This window comes from Pseudomonas cavernicola (genome assembly GCF_003596405.1).
GTDB classification, from domain to species: Bacteria; Pseudomonadota; Gammaproteobacteria; order Pseudomonadales; family Pseudomonadaceae; genus Aquipseudomonas; species Aquipseudomonas cavernicola.
Genome location: NZ_QYUR01000002.1, coordinates 223,328 through 244,746 on the forward strand (window position 1 = coordinate 223,328; position 21,419 = coordinate 244,746).

The 21,419-nt window shown below is 60.5% G+C and carries 16 protein-coding genes; 7 read left to right on the plus strand and 9 right to left on the minus strand.

The window, feature by feature from the left end; genetic code table 11:
* The first annotated feature begins 326 nt into the window (after positions 1-326).
* The 3 genes from D3879_RS01380 to D3879_RS01390 all read left to right on the plus strand — a co-directional run bounded on the left by D3879_RS01380 (position 327) and on the right by D3879_RS01390 (position 7,557).
* Positions 327-4,466, plus strand: coding sequence for a bifunctional diguanylate cyclase/phosphodiesterase (locus tag D3879_RS01380; protein WP_119954850.1), 4,140 nt, complete (start codon positions 327-329; stop codon positions 4,464-4,466).
* Positions 4,467-4,769: 303 nt separating this feature from the next.
* Positions 4,770-6,023, plus strand: coding sequence for a serine hydroxymethyltransferase (gene glyA, locus D3879_RS01385; RefSeq protein WP_119952352.1), 1,254 nt, complete (start codon positions 4,770-4,772; stop codon positions 6,021-6,023).
* A gap of 109 nt (positions 6,024-6,132) precedes the next feature.
* On the plus strand, positions 6,133-7,557 hold the full coding sequence (locus tag D3879_RS01390) for an IS1182 family transposase (protein ID WP_119952353.1): 1,425 nt from the start codon (positions 6,133-6,135) through the stop codon (positions 7,555-7,557).
* A 173-nt stretch (positions 7,558-7,730) separates the two neighbouring features.
* On the opposite strand, the gene yjiA is transcribed toward D3879_RS01390, so the two are convergent.
* The 4 genes from yjiA to D3879_RS01410 form a co-directional block, all read right to left on the minus strand.
* Complete coding sequence (gene yjiA, locus D3879_RS01395) at positions 7,731-8,708, minus strand: GTPase (RefSeq protein WP_119952354.1); 978 nt, start codon at positions 8,706-8,708, stop codon at positions 7,731-7,733.
* Positions 8,709-8,996: 288 nt separating this feature from the next.
* Complete coding sequence (locus D3879_RS01400; RefSeq protein WP_119952355.1) at positions 8,997-9,200, minus strand: YbdD/YjiX family protein; 204 nt, start codon at positions 9,198-9,200, stop codon at positions 8,997-8,999.
* Positions 9,201-9,230: 30 nt separating this feature from the next.
* Positions 9,231-11,297 (minus strand): carbon starvation CstA family protein, encoded by a 2,067-nt coding sequence (locus tag D3879_RS01405; RefSeq protein ID WP_119952356.1) that lies wholly within the window; start codon positions 11,295-11,297, stop codon positions 9,231-9,233.
* 155 nt (positions 11,298-11,452) lie between these two features.
* Positions 11,453-11,965 carry a DUF3015 domain-containing protein gene (locus D3879_RS01410; protein WP_119952357.1) on the minus strand — a complete coding sequence of 171 codons (513 nt, stop codon included), beginning with the start codon at positions 11,963-11,965 and terminating at the stop codon, positions 11,453-11,455.
* Between the two features lie 395 nt (positions 11,966-12,360).
* Here D3879_RS01410 and D3879_RS01415 point away from each other — a divergent pair, with 395 nt between their 5' ends.
* Positions 12,361-12,729: a PilZ domain-containing protein gene (locus tag D3879_RS01415; protein ID WP_119952358.1), complete on the plus strand. Its 369-nt coding sequence runs from the start codon at positions 12,361-12,363 to the stop codon at positions 12,727-12,729.
* A gap of 100 nt (positions 12,730-12,829) precedes the next feature.
* Here D3879_RS01415 and radA read toward each other — a convergent pair whose 3' ends face one another.
* Both radA and D3879_RS01425 read right to left on the minus strand, forming a co-directional pair.
* On the minus strand, positions 12,830-14,194 hold the full coding sequence (radA, locus tag D3879_RS01420) for a DNA repair protein RadA (RefSeq protein WP_119952359.1): 1,365 nt from the start codon (positions 14,192-14,194) through the stop codon (positions 12,830-12,832).
* A 69-nt stretch (positions 14,195-14,263) separates the two neighbouring features.
* Complete coding sequence (locus D3879_RS01425; protein WP_119952360.1) at positions 14,264-14,521, minus strand: HP1242/YdcH family protein; 258 nt, start codon at positions 14,519-14,521, stop codon at positions 14,264-14,266.
* 217 nt (positions 14,522-14,738) lie between these two features.
* Here D3879_RS01425 and mscL point away from each other — a divergent pair, with 217 nt between their 5' ends.
* Positions 14,739-15,149, plus strand: coding sequence for a large-conductance mechanosensitive channel protein MscL (mscL, locus tag D3879_RS01430; protein WP_119952361.1), 411 nt, complete (start codon positions 14,739-14,741; stop codon positions 15,147-15,149).
* 205 nt (positions 15,150-15,354) lie between these two features.
* Here the strand turns inward: mscL and D3879_RS01435 are convergent, their stop codons facing one another.
* Together D3879_RS01435 and D3879_RS01440 are read right to left on the minus strand one after the other, a co-directional pair.
* Positions 15,355-16,131, minus strand: a complete 777-nt coding sequence (locus D3879_RS01435; RefSeq protein ID WP_119952362.1) for a ferredoxin--NADP reductase — start codon at positions 16,129-16,131, stop codon at positions 15,355-15,357.
* Between the two features lie 456 nt (positions 16,132-16,587).
* The gene (locus tag D3879_RS01440) at positions 16,588-18,237 is read right to left on the minus strand and encodes a phosphoethanolamine transferase (protein WP_119952363.1); all 1,650 of its coding nucleotides are present in this window, start codon (positions 18,235-18,237) and stop codon (positions 16,588-16,590) included.
* A 407-nt stretch (positions 18,238-18,644) separates the two neighbouring features.
* On the opposite strand from D3879_RS01440, the gene D3879_RS01445 reads away from it, so the two are divergent.
* Both D3879_RS01445 and D3879_RS01450 read left to right on the plus strand, forming a co-directional pair.
* Entirely contained in the window at positions 18,645-19,769 is a 1,125-nt protein-coding gene (locus D3879_RS01445) for a methyltransferase (protein ID WP_119952364.1), read from the plus strand.
* Positions 19,770-20,189: 420 nt separating this feature from the next.
* On the plus strand, positions 20,190-21,185 hold the full coding sequence (locus D3879_RS01450; RefSeq protein WP_119952365.1) for an IS110 family RNA-guided transposase: 996 nt from the start codon (positions 20,190-20,192) through the stop codon (positions 21,183-21,185).
* 15 nt (positions 21,186-21,200) lie between these two features.
* Here the strand turns inward: D3879_RS01450 and D3879_RS01455 are convergent, their stop codons facing one another.
* The gene (locus D3879_RS01455; protein ID WP_119952366.1) at positions 21,201-21,368 is read right to left on the minus strand and encodes a DUF2474 domain-containing protein; all 168 of its coding nucleotides are present in this window, start codon (positions 21,366-21,368) and stop codon (positions 21,201-21,203) included.
* Between the last annotated feature and the right edge of the window lie 51 nt (positions 21,369-21,419).

Sequence of the window (21,419 nt, forward strand, 5' to 3'; positions counted from 1 at the left end):
GGACCAAGCGTCTCAACAAGCCGTTGAGTGCTGGAGGCCGGCGCTCCCGCGCGCGTGCGGCAAAGCTACCGGAATGTGCCCCGCAGGGCAAACCGACGCTCGTCGGGCCAACTGGCACTTCGCCACATTTATAGGCATGCTAGCCGACCCGCGCGCGCCCGACTTAAGGTCGGCGGCGCGCCACCTGCCCAATTTAAGCCGTTACTGCAGGATCTTCGTTCGTGCCCAAGCCCAAGCCATCCACCTCCAAGCGCGCGCCTGGCGACCCGCTCGCCACCCCCTTGCCGGGTTCGGTGAAAGGCGTCCTGGTGCTGTTGGTGCTGCTCATGCTCGGGCTGTTGCTGGGGCAGTTGTACCAGGAGCTCCAGCAACGCCAGGCGCATCGCCAGCAACGCGAGCACGAATTCGGTCAGCAGTTGGCCGAGCACCTGGCCCTGAGCATGGAATACAAGGCCCACGCCGGCCTCGCCCTGCTGCGCCAGAATGCCCTGCGCCCGCCGGAGCTCGAGCAGCGCAGCAGCCTATTGAACAGCCTGCGGGAGATCTTTCCGGCACTGCGCAGCCTGGTCTGGCTCAGCCCGCGTGGCAGCGTCCTCGCCGACAGCCAGGCCGCAGCAGATGACGCGCCCTTCCTCGCCAGCCTGCTGCAGCGCAACCTCGGCCAGCCCTATCACTTTGCCTTCAGCGGTCGTGACGGCGGCCAGATCTATCTGCTGTTGCGCCAAACGGCGGATGCGCAAACCAGTGGTTACTGGGTCGTGCGCATAGGGTTGGAAGCGCTGCGCAATGGCTTGCGTGGCTTTGACAACGGTGAGCACTCCTGGCTGCTCGAGGATCGCCTGGCCCAGCGGGTGATCCTCCGTCAGCCGGAGCTGCCGCACGACAGCTCTATCGCCATGCCCGTCACCGCCGCTGAGCAGGCACAAAGCCTGCTGCTGCCCCCCCTGGCCGGCAGCGACTGGCAGCTGCGCAGCCTGTTCGATGAGCGCCGGGCAACGGCTGAACTATTGCCTGAGCTAGCCGGCAAATTTCTGCTGTTTATCTTCTGCGCCCTACTCACCTTGCTGGCACTGCTGCGTCTGCTGCGCGAACAACGCAGCCTGCGCGAACTGAATGCTGCCTCGCGCCGCTCGCTGCAGCATGCCGACAGCGCCCTGCGGGCCATCGAAGAGCGCGTGCTGGTGACGCAGAGCGATGGTCAGCTGCGCTACCTCAACCCGCAAGCCGAGCAGTTGTTCGGCCTGCGCGCTAACGAGGCGCACGGCCACCACTTGCTCGAGCTGCTGCCCGGGCTCGACCCGCTGTTGCTGCACGGCCCGAGCCTGCACAACGACCTCGCCCCGGAGCTGGTGGAGCTCCTGCAGGACGGCCAGCGGCGCCTGTTCACCGTGACCCGCAGTGATCTCAGCGAGGGCTCCAAGCACCTTGGGCATGTCTGGGTGCTGCGCGATGTCACCGAGCAACAGCAAGCCCTGCGCGTGCTGCAGGAAACCCGACGGCGCTACCAGGACATCTTCGAAGGCAGCGGCATCGCCCTTTGCGTACTCGATCTGGCCGGTCTGCGCCACTATCTGTTGCACCAGGGCTTGCATGACCACGGCAGCCTGAGCCAGTGGCTGGAGGGCCATCCCCAGCGCCACCAGGAATTGCTCCAACAGTTGCGGGTTACCGAGAGCAATCAAGTGGCCTTGCGCTTACTCGGCGTCCGCTCTGCCGAGCAGGCCTGGCAGCACCTGATTGACTGCGGCCCAGTGCGCGCCGACGGCATTCGCTTCCAGCTGATCGCCGCCGTGCTGGGCGGCCAGAGCCAGCTAGAGCTGGAGAGCCGGGTCGTCACCCCGCAAGGCCACGAGCGCCATCTATGGCTGGTTCTGCGCTTACCTGAGTTGCCCGAGGATTACCACGCGGTGACCCTGAGCATCAGCGACATCACCAGCCGCAAACGCGTCGAGCTGTCACTGATCGAGCGCGAGCGCTTCTGGTCGGAGGTGGTACGGGCGCTGCCGGACACCCTATACGTGCATGACATGAGCAACAAGCGGGTGCTGTTCAGCAACAACCGCCTCGGCCAGCAGCTGGGCTACAGCAAGGCCGAACTGCTCGAGATGGGCGAGCGCTTCTGGGAGGTCGTGCTGCACCCGGACGATATCGAACAATACCAGCGCTTGCGCAACCTGCAGCAGGTGGTCGGCGACGGCCTGCTGCTGCAATGCCACTTGCGCTGTCGGCACCGCGACGGCAACTGGCACTGGTTCGATATCCGCGAACAGGCCTTGAGTCGCGACTCGGCTGGCCGCGTCAGCCGCCTGATCGGGGTGGCCAAGGACGTCACCGAGCAGATCGAAGCCAGCGAACTGCTACGCAACAACGAGCGGCGCTACCGCCTGCTGGCGGAAAGCATCAGCGATGTGATTTTCTCCACCGACAGCAGCCTGCAGCTCGACTACGTCAGCCCCTCGGTACAACCCATGCTGGGCTACAGCGCCGAATGGCTGATCGGCAACAACCTCCACAGCGTCGCCGCCGACCCGCGCCAGCTGGCTGGCTTCTATCTGCTGCTGGAGCGTGTGCGCAGAGCGCTCGGCGATCCGCAGCGCCTGAGCGAGTTGCGCAGCCAACTGCCGACGCAGCTGTTCCTGTTCGACTGCATGCATTTCGATGGTCGCAAGATTCCGGTGGAGTTGCGCCTGACCCTGATGTGGGACGAGCACGGGCGCTTCGAAGGCTTGCTCGGTGTTGGCCGCGATATCAGCCAGCAGCGCCGCGCCGAGAAAGACCTGCGGATGGCCGCGACGGTGTTCGAACACTCCACCGCGGCCATTCTGGTCACCGACCCGGTCGGCTATATCGTCCAGGTCAACGAAGCATTCAGCCGTGTCAGCGGCTATTCCAGCGCGCAAGTGCTCGACCAATTGCCCGGCATGCTCACCGCCGACCGCCAGCAGGCCCACCACCTGCGCTACATCCTCAGCCAACTCAACCTGCACGGTAGCTGGGAAGGCGAGGTCTGGCTGAAGCGGCGCAACGGCGAAAACTTTCCGGCCTGGGTCGGGATCACCGCGGTGCAGGACGAAGAAGGCGATCTGGTCAGCTATGTGTGCTTCTTCAGCGACATCAGCGAGCGCAAGGCCAGCGAGCAACGCATCCACCGTCTGGCCTACTATGATGCCCTGACCCACCTGCCTAACCGCACCCTGTTCCAGGATCGCCTGCACACCGCCCTGCAGCATGCCGAACGGCATCAGGAGTGGGTGGTGCTGATGTTCCTCGACCTCGACCGCTTCAAGCCGATCAACGACTCCCTCGGCCACGCCGCAGGCGACCGCATGCTCAAGGACGTGGCGCTGCGCCTGGCGGCCTGCGTCGACGAAGACGACACCGTGGCGCGCATGGGTGGCGACGAATTCACCCTGTTGCTCCAGCCACGCGGCACTCGCGAGGGCGCGCTGAACCGGGCGATTCATGTCGCCGAACAGATTCTCTCCAGCCTGGCGCAGCCCTTCATCCTCGAAGGCCGGGAGTTCTTCGTCACCGCCAGTATCGGCATTGCTCTCAGCCCGCAAGACGGCAACGAACTGAGCCAGTTGATGAAGAATGCCGACACCGCCATGTATCACGCCAAGGAGCGCGGCAAGAACAACTTCCAGTTCTACCAGGCGGCGATGAACGCCACGGCCCTGGAGCGCCTGGAGCTGGAAAGCGACCTGCGGCATGCCCTCGAACAGCAGCAGTTCGTGCTCTATTACCAGCCTCAGTTCAGTGGCAACGGCAAGCGTTTGACCGGTGTTGAGGCATTGCTGCGCTGGCGGCACCCGCGCCGAGGTCTGGTCGCACCCGCTGAATTCATCCCGGTGCTGGAAGAGCTGGGGCTGGTGGTACAGGTCGGCGACTGGGTCCTGGCCGAGGCCTGCCGCCAGCTCAAAGCCTGGCACCACGCCAAGGTGCGGGTGCCGAAGGTGTCGGTCAATCTCTCGGCCCGGCAATTCGCCGAAGGCCAGCTGGGCCTGCGCATCGCCAGCATCTTGGAAGACAGCGGCATTCCGCCGGCGTGCCTGGAGCTGGAGCTGACCGAAAGCATCCTGATGCGCGACGTCGATGAAACCATGCAGATCCTCGCGGGCTTCAAGCGTCTCGGCCTGAGCATCGCGGTCGACGATTTCGGCACCGGTTACTCCTCGCTGAACTACCTCAAGCAGTTCCCGATCGACGTCCTGAAGATCGACCGCAGCTTCGTCGATGGCCTGCCCGCCGGCGAACAGGACGCGCAGATCGCCCGCGCAATCATCGCCATGGCCCACAGCCTGAATCTGGCGGTGATTGCCGAAGGGGTGGAGACCCAGGAACAGCTGGATTTCCTCCGTGAACACGAGTGCGACGAAGTCCAGGGCTATCTGTTTGGTAAACCCATGACCGCCAACCAGTTCGCCGCCCAGTTCAGCGGCCCCGCGCTGTTTATGCTGAGCTGAGTGCTTTTTCGGTACGAACTCAGCTCTTCGTAGGTTGGCGCTAAGCGTGGCGATGCCCAACAAGGAGTCGCCCTGCGACGCCCTATTCGCGGTCTCGAACTTGAACGCCCGGCCTTGCAGGCCGGTTGTTGGGCATCGCCTTTGGCTCAGCGCCAACCTACGCGCCAACCTACGCGCCAACCTACGCACAATGAGCCCCGCTTATCCGTCACATGACCGACCGTCATGTGCCAGGTAGCGACGGATGCGGTAGAATCCGCCCCCTCTTACAACCGCCCAGCTGATTTTTCTCAGGGGATTGCCATGTTCAGCCGTGAAACGACTCTCGCCAACTACGACGCCGACCTGTTCGCCGCGATGGAGCAAGAAGCCCAGCGCCAGGAAGAGCACATCGAGCTGATCGCCTCGGAGAACTACACCAGCCCAGCGGTGATGGAAGCCCAAGGCTCGGTACTGACCAACAAGTACGCCGAAGGTTATCCGGGCAAGCGTTATTACGGCGGTTGCGAATACGTCGACGTGGTCGAGCAACTGGCCATCGACCGCGCCAAGCAGCTGTTCGGCGCCGATTACGCCAACGTCCAGCCGCACGCTGGCTCGCAAGCCAACAGCGCGGTGTACCTGGCCCTGCTGAACGCCGGCGACACCATCCTCGGCATGAGCCTGGCCCACGGCGGTCACCTGACCCACGGCGCCAGCGTCAGCTCCTCCGGCAAGCTCTACCACGCCGTGCAGTACGGCATCGACAGCAACGGCCTGATCGACTACGACGAAGTCGAGCGCCTGGCTGTCGAGCACCAGCCGAAAATGATCGTGGCCGGCTTCTCCGCCTACTCGCAGGTGCTGGACTTCCCACGCTTCCGCGCTATCGCCGACAAAGTCGGGGCTTACCTGTTCGTCGACATGGCCCACGTCGCAGGCCTGGTGGCTGCTGGCGTGTACCCGAACCCGGTGCCGTTCGCCGACGTGGTCACCACTACCACCCACAAGACCCTGCGCGGCCCGCGCGGCGGCCTGATTCTGGCCAAGGCCAACGAAGCGATCGAGAAGAAGCTCAATTCCGCGGTATTCCCTGGCGCCCAGGGTGGCCCGCTGGAACACGTGATCGCCGCCAAGGCGGTGTGCTTCAAGGAAGCCCTGCAACCGGAGTTCAAGGCCTACCAGCAACAAGTGGTGAAGAACGCCCAGGCCATGGCCGGGGTGTTCATCGAGAACGGCTACGACGTGGTCTCCGGCGGCACGCAGAACCACCTGTTCCTGCTCAGCCTGATCAAGCAGGACATCACCGGTAAGGACGCCGACGCCGCCCTGGGTCGCGCCTTCATCACCGTGAACAAGAACTCGGTCCCGAACGATCCGCGCTCGCCGTTCGTCACCTCCGGCCTGCGCATCGGCACCCCGGCTGTGACCACCCGCGGCTTCAAAGAAGCCGAGTGCCGCGAACTGGCGGGCTGGATCTGCGAGATCCTCGCCAACCTCAACGATGAGTCGGTAATCGACCGCATCCGTGGCCAGGTCAAAGCCGTTTGCGCCAAGTTCCCGGTCTACGGCAACTAAGCGTCAGCGCTCACCAAAACGCCCGGCAATTCAGATTGTGTGAAAACCTAGCGTTCTGATTGGTAGTTGAAGAAAATGCCCGCATCGAAAGATACGGGCATTTTTCGTTATGGCGTACATCCAAGGAGAGGCGCGAGACCAGACCAGTCTGTTTCCGGTTTCGCTGGAAGAGTTGATTCCCGACGACCATCTGGTCCGTGTGATCGATGCCTACGTGGCTCGACTGGACCTCAAGCTACTCGGGTTTGCCAAAGCCACTCCCAAGAGTACGGGGCGTCCTGCCTACGATCCGGCGGACCTGCTCAAGCTGTACCTGTATGGCTATTTCCAACGCATCCGCTCCTCCCGACGCCTCGAAGCTGAATGCCTGCGCAACGTCGAAGTCATGTGGTTGCTCAATCGGCTCAAGCCGGACTTCAAGACCATCGCCGATTACCGCAAGGACAACGGACAAGCGTTCAGCGCGACCTGTCGGGCCTTCGTGCAGTTTTGCCGTCAAGCCGGGCTGATCGCCGGAGAGTTGGTGGCCATCGATGGCAGCAAATTCAAGGCCGTGGCCTCAGCGCGTCGGCATGTGGATCTGAAGAAGCTCAAGCGTCAGCAAGAGAAGCTGGATAAGCGTATCGCCCAGTACCTGGCGGAGCTGGATGAGGCGGACAAGTCCGAAGCCAATGAGGCCGTTGACCGTAGTGCGGTAAAAACGGCGCTGGAGCGACTGCAAGCCAAACAGGCCGACAACCTGACTTGCCAAGCACTGATGCAGGCCCTGGAGCTTGAGCAATTCATCACCACCGAGAGCGATGCCCGGATGATGCGTACCCCTCGGGGTGGGCGCGTCGCTTACAACGTGCAAACAGCTGTGGACGCCGAGCATTGCCTGATCCTGCATCACGAGGTCACACAGGACGGCAACGATACCCAGCAGCTCGAGCCGATGGCTAAAGCCGCCCAGTCCGAGTTGCAGCAGGACGTGCTGACGGTCACTGCCGATGCCGGTTACTCCAACGGCGAGCAGTTCCAGGCATGCGAAGATGCCGGCATTACCGCCTATGTGCCGCCCAACCGGGCAGTTAACAACCGGGGTGGTGATACGCAGCTGTTCGAGCGAAGTGATTTCACTTACGACGCAGAGAGCGACCAGTACCGCTGTCCGGCAGGCAAGTTGCTGACGCTCAAGCAACTGAATCGCGGGGAGCGTATCTACCACGCGGCGATCAGCGACTGCAGCGCTTGCCCGCTCAAGGCACAGTGCACCAACGCCCAGCGTCGCTACCTGAGACGCCATGCCCACGAGGCGGCCTTTGAGCGAATGGAGCAGCGGCTGCAGGCGCAGCCCGAGATGATGGCGAGTAGGCGGTCCATCGTCGAGCATCCATTTGGCAACCTCAAACAATGGCTATTTGGTAATGGTCGCTTCCTGCTTCGCCAATTGAAGGGAGCACGAACCGAAATGGCCTTAGCGGTACAGGCCTATAACCTCAAAAGAGCGATCAACGTGCTCGGCGCACGCCACCTCATCGGATTGATGGGCTGATACAGCCTTTTTCTCCCCTGGGTCCGCACACAGCAAAACGCCCCGAACCAGTCGGGGCGTTTGCTTGGTCAACCATTAGTACGTTTTCGCACAGCCTGAATTGCCGGGCGTTTTTGTGTGCGCAATCGCCAATGCCATCCGTAGGAGCCAGCAGCGAGCTGGCTCCTACAGGGTCAGGCCGTCACCCCAGCGAAGCCCGCGCGGATGCTCTCTTCGGGCAGGTTGTCGCCGATAAACACGATCACGCTTTCGCGCGGCTCGTCCTCACGCCACTCTGCGTCCCAATCGAAGCCATACAGCTTGAGCACACCCTGAAACACCATGCGCCGCGGCTCACCGGTGATGTTCAGCACGCCCTTGTAGCGCAGCAGCGAGTTACCGTGGTTTTCCAGCAGCTCATTCATGAATTCGCTGAGCTTGTCGATATCCAGCGGCTGCTCGCTGCGCAGCACCAGGCTGGCGATCCGGTCAGGCGCGCTGCCGCGAACCGGTAGCAGTGGCCGCGCGGTCAGGCCAGGGCCGAGATCCGCGTTCAGATTGAAGCCGCGCACATCGAGCAGTTCCGCCAGATCGATCCGCCCATGCGTGACCACACGGATTGGTGCACGACGGTTGATCCGGGTCAGGCGCTGGCTGAGCGCCTCGAACGTCGCCTCATCGACCAGATCGCGCTTGCTCACCAGCAAGCGATCGGCAAAGCCAACCTGCGCCTGGGCGATGGCCTGCATCAAGTGCTGCTCGGCGTGCGCGGCATCGACCAGGGTGATGATGCCGTCGAGGATATAGCGCTCACGCAGTTCCTCGTCGACGAAGAAGGTCTGCGCCACCGGCGCCGGATCGGCCAGGCCGGTGCACTCGATGACCAGGCGATCGAAGGCGATCTCGCCGCTGTCCAGGCGCTCCAGGAGCAGGTACAGGGCCCGCTCCAGATCGCCATGGATGGTGCAGCAGACGCAGCCATTGGCCAGGGTCATGACCTGCACCGGGCCATCGCCGAGGAGCTGAGTGTCGATGCCGGTCTCGGCGAATTCGTTCTCGATCACGGCAATCTTCAAACCATGCTCAGCCTTGAGCAGATAGCGCAGCAAGGTGGTCTTGCCGGCACCGAGAAAGCCGCTGAGCACTGTTACTGGAATGGGGAAATGCGACATTCGAAGCTGCTCTCAAAATGAAAGGCTATGCCAGTGCAGCTGTTGCACCGCGGGCTGACTGTGTTGCGGAGTCCGTAGGAGCGAGCCTGTGACCCACTTGGATGTGGGAAATGCGGCAAGCTGTATGGAACGGCTGCCGCCTCGCGAAGCTTTTGCGCTGCCGGCATTCGCTAGCAGAGCTAGCTCCTACACAATGCGGTTGTTCGGCCCAACCCAATACTTAACCTCTACATAGCCAAATGACACGCGCCGCGACGATGCGTGGCGCGTGGATTACAGCAGAAGAGTTCAGCAGCAGCGGATCGGCCTCCCCTTCCCGCCGCCGTAACGCGCTTCTTGGCGTTCGCGGAAGAACTCCTCGTAGCTCATCACCGGTTTGTCTGGATGCTTGTTGCGCATGTGCTCGACGTAATTGTCGTAGTCCGGCATCCCCACCATCAGGCGCGCAGCCTGACCGAGGTACTTACCGAGACGACTCAGATCATTGAACATGCGCAATCTCCTCCAACTAGAAGGCTATCTTTAAGCATCTGGCACCGGCTGGAAAGCGGTTTCCTTATCCGTGCGCTCTTTGTGGCCCCAGGCGGCTATACCGACCTTGAGCGCATAGAACAGGATGCTGAACACCACCAGCAGGAACAAGGTCGTCAGCCCCGCGTTGGTGTAGGCGTTGATGATCACGTGCTGCATCTGGCCGATATCCTTGGCCGGTGCCAGCACCTGACCGGCCGCCAGCGCATCGCTGTACTTGTTCGCCAGCGCCAGGAAGCCGACGGCCGGATTGGCATCGAACAGCTTGATCAGGCCCGCCGTGGTGGTGCAGATCAACAGCCAGACGGCCGGCAGCATGGTGACCCAAACGTAGCGCTGACGCTTCATCTTGATCAGCACGACGGTGGCGAGCATCAGCGCGATACCGGCGAGCATCTGGTTGGAGATACCGAACAGCGGCCACAGCGTATTGATCCCGCCCAGCGGATCGATCACACCCTGGTACAGCAGGTAGCCCCACATCGCCACGCAACCGGCCGTGGCGATCAGGTTGGCAGTCCAGGACTCGGTGCGCCGCAGTGCCGGCACGAAGTTACCCAGCAGGTCTTGCAGCATAAAGCGTCCGGCACGGGTGCCGGCATCCACCGCAGTGAGGATGAACAGCGCCTCGAACAGGATCGCGAAGTGGTACCAGAAGGCCATGGTGTTCTCACCCGGCAACACCTGATGGAGGATCTGCGCGATACCTACCGCCAAGGTCGGCGCACCGCCGGCACGAGACAGGATGGTGGTTTCACCGATGTCCTTGGCGGTTGCCACCAGCACTTCAGGGGTGATCGCAAAGCCCCAACCGCTGACCGTGGTCGCCACACTCGCCACATCGCTACCGACTACGGCAGCCGGGCTGTTCATCGCGAAGTAGACGCCCGGCTCGATCACCGAAGCGGCAACCATCGCCATGATCGCCACGAAGGATTCCATCAACATGCCGCCATAGCCGATGTAGCGGGCGTTGGTTTCATTGTCGAGCATCTTCGGCGTGGTGCCGGAGGAGATCAGCGCATGGAAACCCGACACCGCGCCGCAAGCGATGGTGATGAACAGGAAGGGGAACAGGCCGCCTTTCCAGACCGGGCCAGTACCATCGGTGAACTGGGTCAGGGCCGGCATTTTCAGCTCGGGCATGACCACCAGGATGCCGATCGCCAGCGCGACGATGGTGCCGATTTTCAGGAAGGTCGACAGGTAGTCGCGAGGCGCCAGCACCAGCCACACCGGCAGTACCGCGGCAACGAAGCCATAGCCGACCAGCATCCAGGTGATTTGCACGCCGGTGAAGGTGAAGGCTTTGGCCCACTCAGGGTCCGCTGCGATCTGCCCACCCAGCCAGATGGAAGCGAGCAGCAGAGCAACCCCGACCACGGAAATCTCGCCGATGCGCCCCGGGCGGATATAGCGCATGTAAATGCCCATGAGCATCGCGATCGGGATGGTCGCCATCACGGTGAACATGCCCCACGGGCTGTCCGCCAGGGCCTTGACCACGATCAGCGCCAGCACCGCGAGGATGATGATCATGATCAGGAAGCAGCCGAACAGGGCAATGGTGCCCGGTACGCGGCCCATTTCCTCGCGCACCATATCGCCGAGGGAGCGGCCATTACGGCGAGTGGAGAGGAACAGGATCATGAAGTCCTGCACCGCACCGGCGAGCACGACGCCGGCAATCAGCCAGAGCGTACCAGGCAGATACCCCATCTGCGCCGCCAGCACCGGGCCGACCAAGGGACCTGCGCCGGCGATCGCGGCAAAGTGGTGACCGAAGAGCACATGCTTGTTGGTCGGCACATAGTCCAGACCATCGTTATTCATTACCGCCGGGGTCGCCCGCCGCGGATCCAGCTGCATCACTTTGGTGGCGATAAACAGGCTGTAGTAACGGTAAGCAACCAGGTAGATGGCTACTGCGGCGACCACTATCCACAGCGCATTGATGGCTTCGCCGCGGCGCAAGGCCACGACACCCAAGGCACAGGCGCCGACTATCGCCAACACCAGCCAAGGCAGGTGGCGTAGAACGCTATTGTTATTATTCATCGAGAACTCCGAACAGATGGACGCACAAGTGGCCGTGCAAGTTTAGCCGCTCCTGGGCAATTCACTATCAGACCTTGGTATAGAGCCTCCGGCACGCTTAACTGGAGAGCATAAAAAAGCCGGGCAAAGCCCGGCTCGGTGGGAGCGGATTTCGTTTAAGCAGGTTGCTTGGCATAACGCGCCAGTTGCGAGTCACGGCTCATCACATCGAGGGTGGCAGCCAGCACTTGCTCGCTGGTTACGTCTGCCCTGGGGAAAATGGTGCCGAAGTTCTGATGAGTGACTTGGGCAAAATGCGCCCGGTCAGCCTTCTCAACACCCAGCAGAGTGGCGTAAGCATCCAACGCCTCGCCCTGCCCCTGCGCCATGTCTTCGGCGATGGAGTCGAGCATGCCATTCATGGCGAACAACGAACGACCGCCATAGCCCAGTTTGACGCTGGTGTCGCAGCCGTTAGTGCCGGAGGTCAGACCAAAGGAGGCATTCCCTGAAGTGACGTTGGTGGAAATAGCCAGCAGGTGCGGAACCAGGCCACTCTGGCCTTCGAACAGCATATTGCCCCAGCCGCAGCCCTTGCCGTCGGCCGCTTGGGCCTGAGCCTGAGCTAGCAAACTGGCCGCGCTCAGGACCCCGAGAATCAAACCTTTGCTCAGCAGTCGCTTATCCATATCTGCGCTCCGCAGTGAAATTATTAAAAAACGCTTTAGCAGCTTTGGCGACACTTGCTCACCTGTCAAACCGATGGCGGCATTAGCGCTACACTGCGCGCAGTTTTCTGCCAGAACCTGTTCAAGATCGTCGCGAGCGCAGGTCAGGGCCGCACCCGTTCTCGAAAATGCTCCCGGCATTTTTCCTACCTCCCCCATCCATGGGGTCGCCTACGGGTAGCGGCATTCCCCACCTCCATGCGGGTCACAAGGCGTAGCGAGTCAAACAGGCGAGGGCGCGGAATTTACGAGTTGTAAATGAGCAGTCAGCCTGTTTTCAACGCAGCATGGCCAAGCGCAGCAGATCATGAGCAGGCTCTTAGCTATAGTGGACAAAACTGCCAAGGAGTCATTGCATGAGTGAGTCAGCCAACGAGCGGCGGCGTTTTCAGCGCATCGCCTTCGACGCCAGCACCGAAATCGCCCAGGGCGAACGGCGCTGGGTGGTTGAGTTGCATGACCTGTCGCTCAAGGGCTTGCTGGTAAAGCGCCCGCACAATTGGAGCGGTGACCACGACCAGCCGTTCGAGGCTCGCATTGAGCTGAGTGCCGACGCGCAAGTCACCATGGAAGTGGTGCTGACCCGCATCCAGGGGGACCTGCTTGGGTTTGTCTGCCGGCATATCGATCTCGACTCCATCAGCCACTTGCGCCGTCTGGTCGAACTCAACCTGGGCGATGAAACACTGCTGGAACGCGAGCTGGCCTCGCTGGACGGAGAATAAGGCGGCAACACAGTAGGCTGGGTAGAGTCCACAGGACGAAACCCAGCTTCACAGGCACTGGGTTTAGCTTCGCTCTACCCAGCCTACCCCGAACTTCTCTTTACTCGAACAACGCATCCAACGCCTGTTCAAGACGCGTCACCGCAATCACCTGCAACCCTGGCGGGTTCTCTTTTGGCGCATTACCTTTCGGCACGATGGCGCGCTTGAAGCCGTGCTTGGCCGCCTCTTTCAAGCGCTCCTGACCGCTCGGCACCGGGCGCACCTCACCGGACAAGCCGACCTCGCCAAACACCAGCAGATCATGCGGCAGCGGCCGATTGCGCAGGCTGGACATCACCGCAGCCATCAAGGCCAGGTCCGACGCGGTCTCCAGTACCTTGACCCCGCCGACCACATTAAGGAACACATCCTGGTCGTGAGTTGGAATTCCGCCATGCCGGTGCAGCACTGCCAGCAACATGGCTAGCCGGTTCTGATCCAGCCCCAGAGTGACCCGCCGCGGGTTGGCCAGGTGACTGGTGTCGACCAACGCCTGCACCTCGACCAGCATCGGCCGCGTACCTTCCCAAGTCGCCATCACCACACTGCCCGGCACCTCCTCCTGAGCGCGGGTGAGAAAGATCGCCGAAGGGTTGGAAACCTCCTTCAGGCCGCGGTCGGTCATGCCGAACACGCCAAGTTCGTTGATCGCGCCGAAACGGTTCTTCACCGCACGCAGCAAGCGCAGTCGGCCATCCGATTCGCCTTCGAAATACAACACGGTATCGACCATGTGCTCGAGCACTCGCGGCCCCGCCAGCGACCCCTCTTTAGTAACGTGGCCAACCAGGAAGATCGCCGTGCCGCTCTGTTTGGCATAACGCACCAGCAACGCCGCACTCTCGCGTACTTGCGAAACGCCGCCGGGCGCCGACTGCAATTGCTCGGTGAAGATGGTCTGGATCGAGTCGATCACCATCACTTTCGGCTGCTCGATGCGTGCGGTGGCGATGATCACCTCGATGCAGGTCTCGGTCATCACCTTCAACTGGTCTTCCGGCAAACCCAGGCGCCGCGCACGCATGGCCACCTGCTGCTGAGACTCCTCGCCGGTGACATACAGCGCCGGCAGGCGCGTGGCGATATTGCACAGGGTTTGCAGGAGGATGGTCGACTTGCCGATCCCCGGGTCGCCGCCGATCAGCACCACCGAGCCATCCACCAGGCCGCCCCCGAGCACCCGATCCAGCTCAGCAGACGCCGTGGAGAAGCGCGGCATCTCCTCGACGCTGACCTCGGCCAGGGTCTTGATCTGCGCCTGTTGCCCAGCCCAGCTCGCTCGCCCATTGGCAGCCTCGCTGCCGGCTTCGATCATGCTTTCGACCAGAGTGTTCCACGCTCCACATTCACCGCATTGCCCGGCCCATTTGGGGAAGGTGGCACCACATTCGGTGCAACCGTACATACGCTTGGCCTTGGCCATAGCGGACTCCTGTCAGAGGAAAGTCCGCATGATAGCCGTAGCTGGCACCGCAAGCAGCCGCGGTGGTGTTCAAGCACCTCTGCCGTTGGCCGCCTGCTTCAGTTGCCGAGCGATTTCGACGTTGAGCGTCACCCGTTCGTTCTTCAGCACTTGCAGCGCCTCCGCATCCAACGGCTCGCGGCCGTCCTCGACCCGATAGATGCGTTTGTCCAGCGCCTCGTAGTCCGCCGCCAAGCGGGTGAAATGCGCATCGCTGCCATGCAAGGCCAGCAGCTCGGCATGAAACTCTGGAAACTCCCGCATCAGCGGATGGTATTCGAGCGTCATAGTCTGTCCCCTCCTCCGGTTGGTTGATCTCGTTCTATCAGCCTAGTCCAGCCACCGTCGGTCGACCCTACCCTCGGTCGTACCGTCAGGCAGCAACCCCGTTGGGCCTGACCGCCGGCGCTGGTCAGCTTCGCAGCGCATCGCACACTCGTACTGGGAGGCGCCTTGGCACTGCATTACACTGCCGTCACCAATCTCAAAAACAGGGAGTAAACCTATGAGCGTGCTCAGCGAATTCAAGGCCTTCGCGGTCAAGGGCAATGTCGTCGACATGGCGGTCGGGATCATCATCGGTGCCGCCTTCGGCAAAATCGTTTCGTCGTTCGTGGGTGACGTGGTGATGCCGCCGATTGGTTTGCTGATTGGTGGCGTGGACTTCTCCCAACTGGCCATCTCCCTGAAAGCCGCCGAGGGCGATGCTCCGGCAGTCGTGCTGAGCTACGGTAAATTTATCCAGACGGTTCTGGACTTCATCATCGTCGCCTTTGCCATCTTCATGGGGGTCAAGGTGATCAACAAACTCAAGCGTGAAGAAGCTGCGGCGCCGACGCTGCCGCCGGTACCGACGCCGGAAGAGGTTCTCCTAACGGAGATCCGTGACCTGCTCAAGACTCCACAAAATAAGTAGAGCCCGCGTTGCGCCGGTTCGCTACCGAGCCGTTTAGACCGTCAGACAAAATGGCGCCGTAAGCGCCATTTTCATTGGCTAGCGTCAAGCAGCTAGGGTGGATTAGCCGCGCAACGGCGTAATCCATCAAACTGGGCTAGCTCGCCGCAGTCGGTGGAAGCCCCCGGGGATTCCACCCGACGCACATCGCTACAAGCCATTCGCGTTACCAATAGTTTTCCACCGCGACCTGCCCTGGGCGACGGGTCAGGCTGAGCTGCATATCCCGTGCTTTCAGCAGCGCCCGGCAGTCATCGATCATCTGCGGATTGCCACACAACATCACTCGCGAAGACTCCGGCACCAGCGCCAAGCCAGCAGCGCACTCCAGCTCGCCGTTGGCGATCAGCGTCGTCACACGTCCATGCAAGGTGCCGGCAACCTGCTCACGGGTGACGATCGGCAAATAGGTCAGCTTGTGCGCATACTCCTGCAAATACTCACGCTGCATCAACCGCGAAATCAGCTCCTGATAGGCCAATTCGCCGGTAGTACGCGCGCTGTAGACCAACACGATGCGCTCGAAACGCTCCCATACCTCGAAGTCCTGCAGAATCGACAGAAACGGTGCCAAACCGGTACCTGTGCCCAACAGCCACAGATCTTGGCCATCGATAAAGCGATCCAGGGTGAGAAAACCAAAAGGTTGGCGCTCAACCAACAGCTGATCACCAGCCTGCAGGCGGTTGAGTTCGCTGGTGAACTCACCATCCGGCACGACGATGGAGAAGAACTCCAGGTACTCATCATGGGGCGCCGAGAGCATCGAATACGCCCGCCAGACTTTTGTGCCATCGGCCTTTTCCACCCCAAGGCGGGCGAATTGGCCAGCGCGAAAACGAAAATGCGCATCACGCGTGCAGCGCAGGCTGAACAAAGTCGGCGACCAGGGGCGAACGTCTAACAATGTTTGGCGAGTGAACTTGTCTTCGCTGGCGGTCATACATCCGTTCCCAGTTAACGTTTGACCTCAGTCTCCCGCAAATAGGCGCTCGGCAACACCACCGGCGCTGATATTCGGAACGGTTGAGGTGGTTGCCGAGGCAATGGCTTGATTGGACGACTATGGCAAGTCGCTACCCCTGCGCGCTGAGTCACCAGCTATTCGGGCTGCAAAATCAAGGAACCGACTGCGCAATGCGTGCAGCGGCAATGCCCGCGGAAACACTGAAAGAGTCTGTTTGCGTCATTCCCGCGAAGGCGGGAGCCCAGGGCCCAAAGCTCATCTGGATGCCCGCCGGCGCAAGCGCCGCAGGGTAAGTTAAGCGATACCCGTCGATCACTTATCAGGTGGACGCTGGAGCGTCGAGGGCTGCATTCCCACGCAGAGCGTGGGAACGATCAGGTGGAATACCCCTACTCATTACACTTCAGGAAAGCACTCGGGCATGCCGGCGCTTCATTCGCTTGCCAGAGAGTGAGGGCTAGGGGTCCTTCGGCAGGCAGCAAACATATCTAGCTTAGGATCATAGACATTGGTCTTCACTTCCAGCAGACCAAGCATCGAATGAAACAGGTTGTCATGACTGAACGACTTTGCCCGCTCACCCTTAAGGCAATCATTGTCCAAGGCGAAGGTCCGCTGATAAGAGTCAGAAAACCAGGTCAACATGGCAACATGCGTTTGCTGTTCAGGGGCCATTACATAAGGCGTGCCATGCAGGAACAGGTTGTACTCGCCCAATGATTCGCCGTGATCAGACAGATAGAGCATGGCGGTATCCAGTTTGTCCTGATTGCTGCGCAGTAGATCGATCAGGCTGGCCAGCACATGATCGGTATAGGCCAAAGTATTGTCATAGCCATTGGTAATACTTTCCCGCGAGCAATCACTCAACGCATTACTTTCGCAGACTGGGGTAAAGCGCTCGAACTCTTTCGGGTAGCGCTTGAAGTAGGCTGGCCCATGACTGCCCATCTGGTGCAGAACCAATACGGTGTCTTGATCTAAACGATCGATGTAGCCTTGCAAATCTTTCAGCAGGATTTCGTCATGGCATTCACGATCGGCACACAGCCGTGGGTCTTTGAGATTACTCACATTCTCAAAAGAAACCTGATCACAAACTCCCTTGCAGCCTGACTGGTTGTCCCGCCACAGCACATGCAATCCGGCGCGTTTCAAAACATCGAGCAACCCTTCTTGGCTTTTCGCTTGAGCAGCACTGTAGTCCTTGCGGCCTAGATTAGAGAACATGCAGGGCACAGAAACTGCCGTCTCGGTACCACATGAACTCACATTAGAAAACGCAATCAAGCCGCTCTCCGCCTGTAGCTCCGGTGTAGTGTTGCGCTTGTAGCCAAGCACACCAAAGTTCTCCGCGCGAGCGCTTTCACCCAAAACCAGCACGGTAAGAGAATGCCGCTTGTGCGTAGACCAAGCGGGTGCTTTGACTGCGTCCACGCCAATGGTTTGCAATGTTTTATGAGTTGAGGCGAGCTCCTCACGAAGATAGCCATTGGCTGCTCCGAGGAAGTTACTCGGCGCCACCATCAGCCGCAGCTCGTGGTGATTACGAAACAGTGAAGAAAGCCCTTGGTAATTAGTTAACGCCACCACGCCAAGGACAGAGAAAGAAGCGACACTGACTAACACCTTACTCATCAGTTCACGGTGCCAGGGCCGATAACTAATCGGCATTCTCCACAACCACCAAGCCGGCAGAACACCTAATACAAATAAATGCACCGCCAACTTTATAGAGAGTAAATCGCGCACCTCTGCCACATCGGTTTCGGCAATATTGCGCAGCATTCCCTTATCGAGGAGAACACCATATTGGCTCATAAAGTAAGCCACGCCGGCCCCAATCAATAACAACAGGGTCAGAGCAGGCTTAAACACCCATTTAAAGGCTAACAAGGTCAGCACGAAGTTAAAAATCGCCAAGACCATAAGGGCAAACGCCCCCATCATGACCACGCCTTGCCAGCCCGCCGGGGTAATATCGTGCAGGTGACGCCAGAGCGGAAAATTGTAAAACGCCAACAGACAAACACTAACCAGCAGCGTCACTAACTCGGGGCGTACAGTTTCACGTTTCAACATGATTGGTTCTGCTTAATCCAACTCAGAGATAGGCACGATCCGAATCCGACGGATGCTCTTGCCCAGAATTGGCGAACCCTACTTAAGTAAACTTAAAAATCTGGTGAAAAACTTGTTGGCCAATTTTCACAATCAGGCCCGTAGGATGGGTGAGCGCTCGGCTTGGCCGGGTGTGATTGGACGCTGAGCATCCTGGCTGCGCTCCCACGCTGGGGCATGGGAGCGATCAATTAGGCAATTGATCGGTATCGCTGCGCTCAACCCACCCTACGAGTTGAACCGCGACGCTACCGAATGGGCAAAACCGTTAAGTGCTCGAGCGAAAAACCACATAAACTAGCGGCATGGCGAGTTTTAATCTAAATCAATGACTTGCGTAATAGTCACGATTACAGAGTCCTTAGTTGATGCCTCTATTCAGCACACCGTTTGCCAGTCTCGACCTGTTCCGCCAGCCGCCTCAGCGCGACGACCCGTTACAAGCCTTCGATGCGGCCGACGAATACCTGCTCAACCACCTGGCCGAGCAGGGTGTGACGAGCGAAACACGCCTGTTGCTGTTAAACGACAGCTTTGGCGCGCTGGCTGCCAGCCTGGCTGGCAAGGCCCAGGTCACCAGTAGCGGCGACTCCCATCTAGGTGCTTTGGCGCTGGCGAATAATCTGGCGTGCAATAACCTGGCGGCGGACAGCGTGCGCTTTATCCCGGCCAGCCAGACAGTGCCCGGCCCGTTCGACTGGGTGCTGATCCGCGTGCCGAAAACCCTAGCACTACTGGAAGAACAACTGATTCGCCTGCAAGGCCAGCTGGCACCTGGCGCGCGCGTCGTCGCCGCAGGCATGATCAAGCACTTGCCGCGTACCGCTGGCGATTTGCTGGAGCAATACATCGGCCCGCTGCAGGCTTCACTCGCAGTGAAAAAGGCCCGACTGCTGTTCGCCACGCCCAGCGCGAAAACCCCGGTGAGCTCGCCCTATCCCTCGCGCTACCAGTTGGACAGCCCACGCATCGAGCTGATCAACCACGCCAATGTGTTCTGCCGGGAAGGGTTGGATATCGGCACCCGTGCCTTTCTGCCGCACCTACCGCAAAACCTCAACGACGCGCGCGTTGCCGACCTCGGTTGCGGGAACGGCGTGCTCGGGATCGCCTGCGCCTTGGCCAATCCCAATGCGCGGCTGACGCTGGTGGATGAGTCGTATATGGCCGTGCAGTCGGCGGCTGAGAACTGGCGCGCAGCCCTGGGTGAGCGACCGGTAGAGATTCGCCCGGGCGATGGCCTGGCTGAGCAGGCGGAAGACTCGCTGGATCTGGTGCTATGCAATCCACCGTTCCACCAGCAACAGGTAGTCGGGGATTTCCTCGCCTGGCGGATGTTCCAGCAAGCCCGAGCGGCACTGGTCAAGGGCGGTGAGCTATGGATAGTCGGCAACCGTCACTTGGGCTACCACGCCAAGTTGAAACGGCTGTTCCGTGGTGTTGAACAGGTCGCGGCGAATCCTAAGTTTGTGGTGTTGAAAGCGATCAAGTAGCCGCGAAGCAGAGAGTCTCGGCGTAGGTTGGCGCTGAGCGCAGCGATGCCCAACGAGGAGTCGCCCGCGACTCCCAATACCCCGGCTCGCGTATGAAAGCCCGGCCTTGCCGGCCGGTTGTTGGGCATCGCCTTCGGCTCAGCACCAACCTTGTATGTTGTTTTCCGTCAACCGGGTTAACCTTTCAGGCCCTGCGCTTGACGCAGAGAAACAGTTACTGGGGAGGCCGTTCCAACCTGGAGGTGAGTTCACACTCAACCTCGCCCGTAGATTGGCCCCCCGCCTCATTGCCCACCGCGTGGAGTATCCGGAAGCCAGCTCATTGAGGTGGACTTCGCATCACAAGGTTGCAGCGGCAAGAAGTGCGAGGTCGGGGAACCGGTAGCTATTGTTGCTCAAATGCCGGGCGAGATGAAATCAATGAGCGTATTTGTCGGTGTGGATGTGGGTGCCAAGACAGTTGTCTTGGCATGGCGAAAGGGTGGTCGCACGCGGGGCAAGCTGGACATCCAGCAAACGCCCGAGGGGCACGCCCAGGCGGTGGAGCGGATTAAAGCGCTAAAAGCCGTCCAAGTCGTGATGGAGGCCACCGGCGTTTACTACTTGGACTTGGCCGTTGCCTTGAGCAAGGCCGGGATCGTCGTGTCTGTCATCAACCCCAAAAGCTTCCACCACTTTGCCCAACTCAAGTTGGCGCAAAGCAAGACCGACCCGCTAGACGCGGCCCTCCTGGCCGAGTACGCCGAGCGGATGACGCCAGCCCCTTGGACTGCGCCGGATACCCTCCGTATGGCGCTGCGTGACATCGGCCGACAAATCAATCGGCTGACCGCGACCCGTACACAAGCCAAGAACCGCCTGCACGCCTTGCGCTCCAAACGTGACACGCTGGCGCTGCTGATTGAAGACGAAGTTGAAGCGGTCGAGAGGCTGGATCAGCGCATCGAGCGACTCAGCAACGCTGCACAGCGCCTGATTGCCGAGGACGCCGTGTTGAACAGTCAGTTTCAGCATCTGCTGGCAGCCAAAGGTGTTGGCGTTGCCAGTGCTATTGCGTTACTGGCTGAACTCAGTGTCCTGCCCCAGCATCTGAAGGCGCCGCAAGTCAGTCGCTATGCCGGGCTAGATATCCGCCTGTGCCAATCGGGCAGTAGCGTCAATAAGGCTTCACGGCTGAGCAAGGCGGGTAATGCCTATCTACGAAGCGCCCTCTACATGCCGGCACTGAGCGCGGTACGACATGACCCAAACGCCAAGGCCTTCTACCTGTCCCTACAACGCCGTGGCAAAAAGAAAATACAGGCCGTATGCGCCGTCATGCGCAAGTACCTGACCGGGCTTTGGGCCTGCATCCAACTGGGCGAACCCTTCGACTCCAGCAAGCTATTCAGCAAAATCCATCTGGCTGAAGCTTGACGTCCAACAGAGTATCTACGGCGTACTCAAGCCCGCCGCATTCATGAACAGCCGCAATAACCAGGACACCAGCCCCAGCGCCAACACGCTGCCTGTCCAGATAGCGAGCAACCAACCCAAGCGTTGCCACAGCGGTTTCTTTCCTGAGGTTTCGGCCGCATCGGTGGCCTGTGGTTTACGCATCACGTTGCACCTTCTGTAGGAGCGAGTTCTGCTCGCGATCGGGCGTGGCAC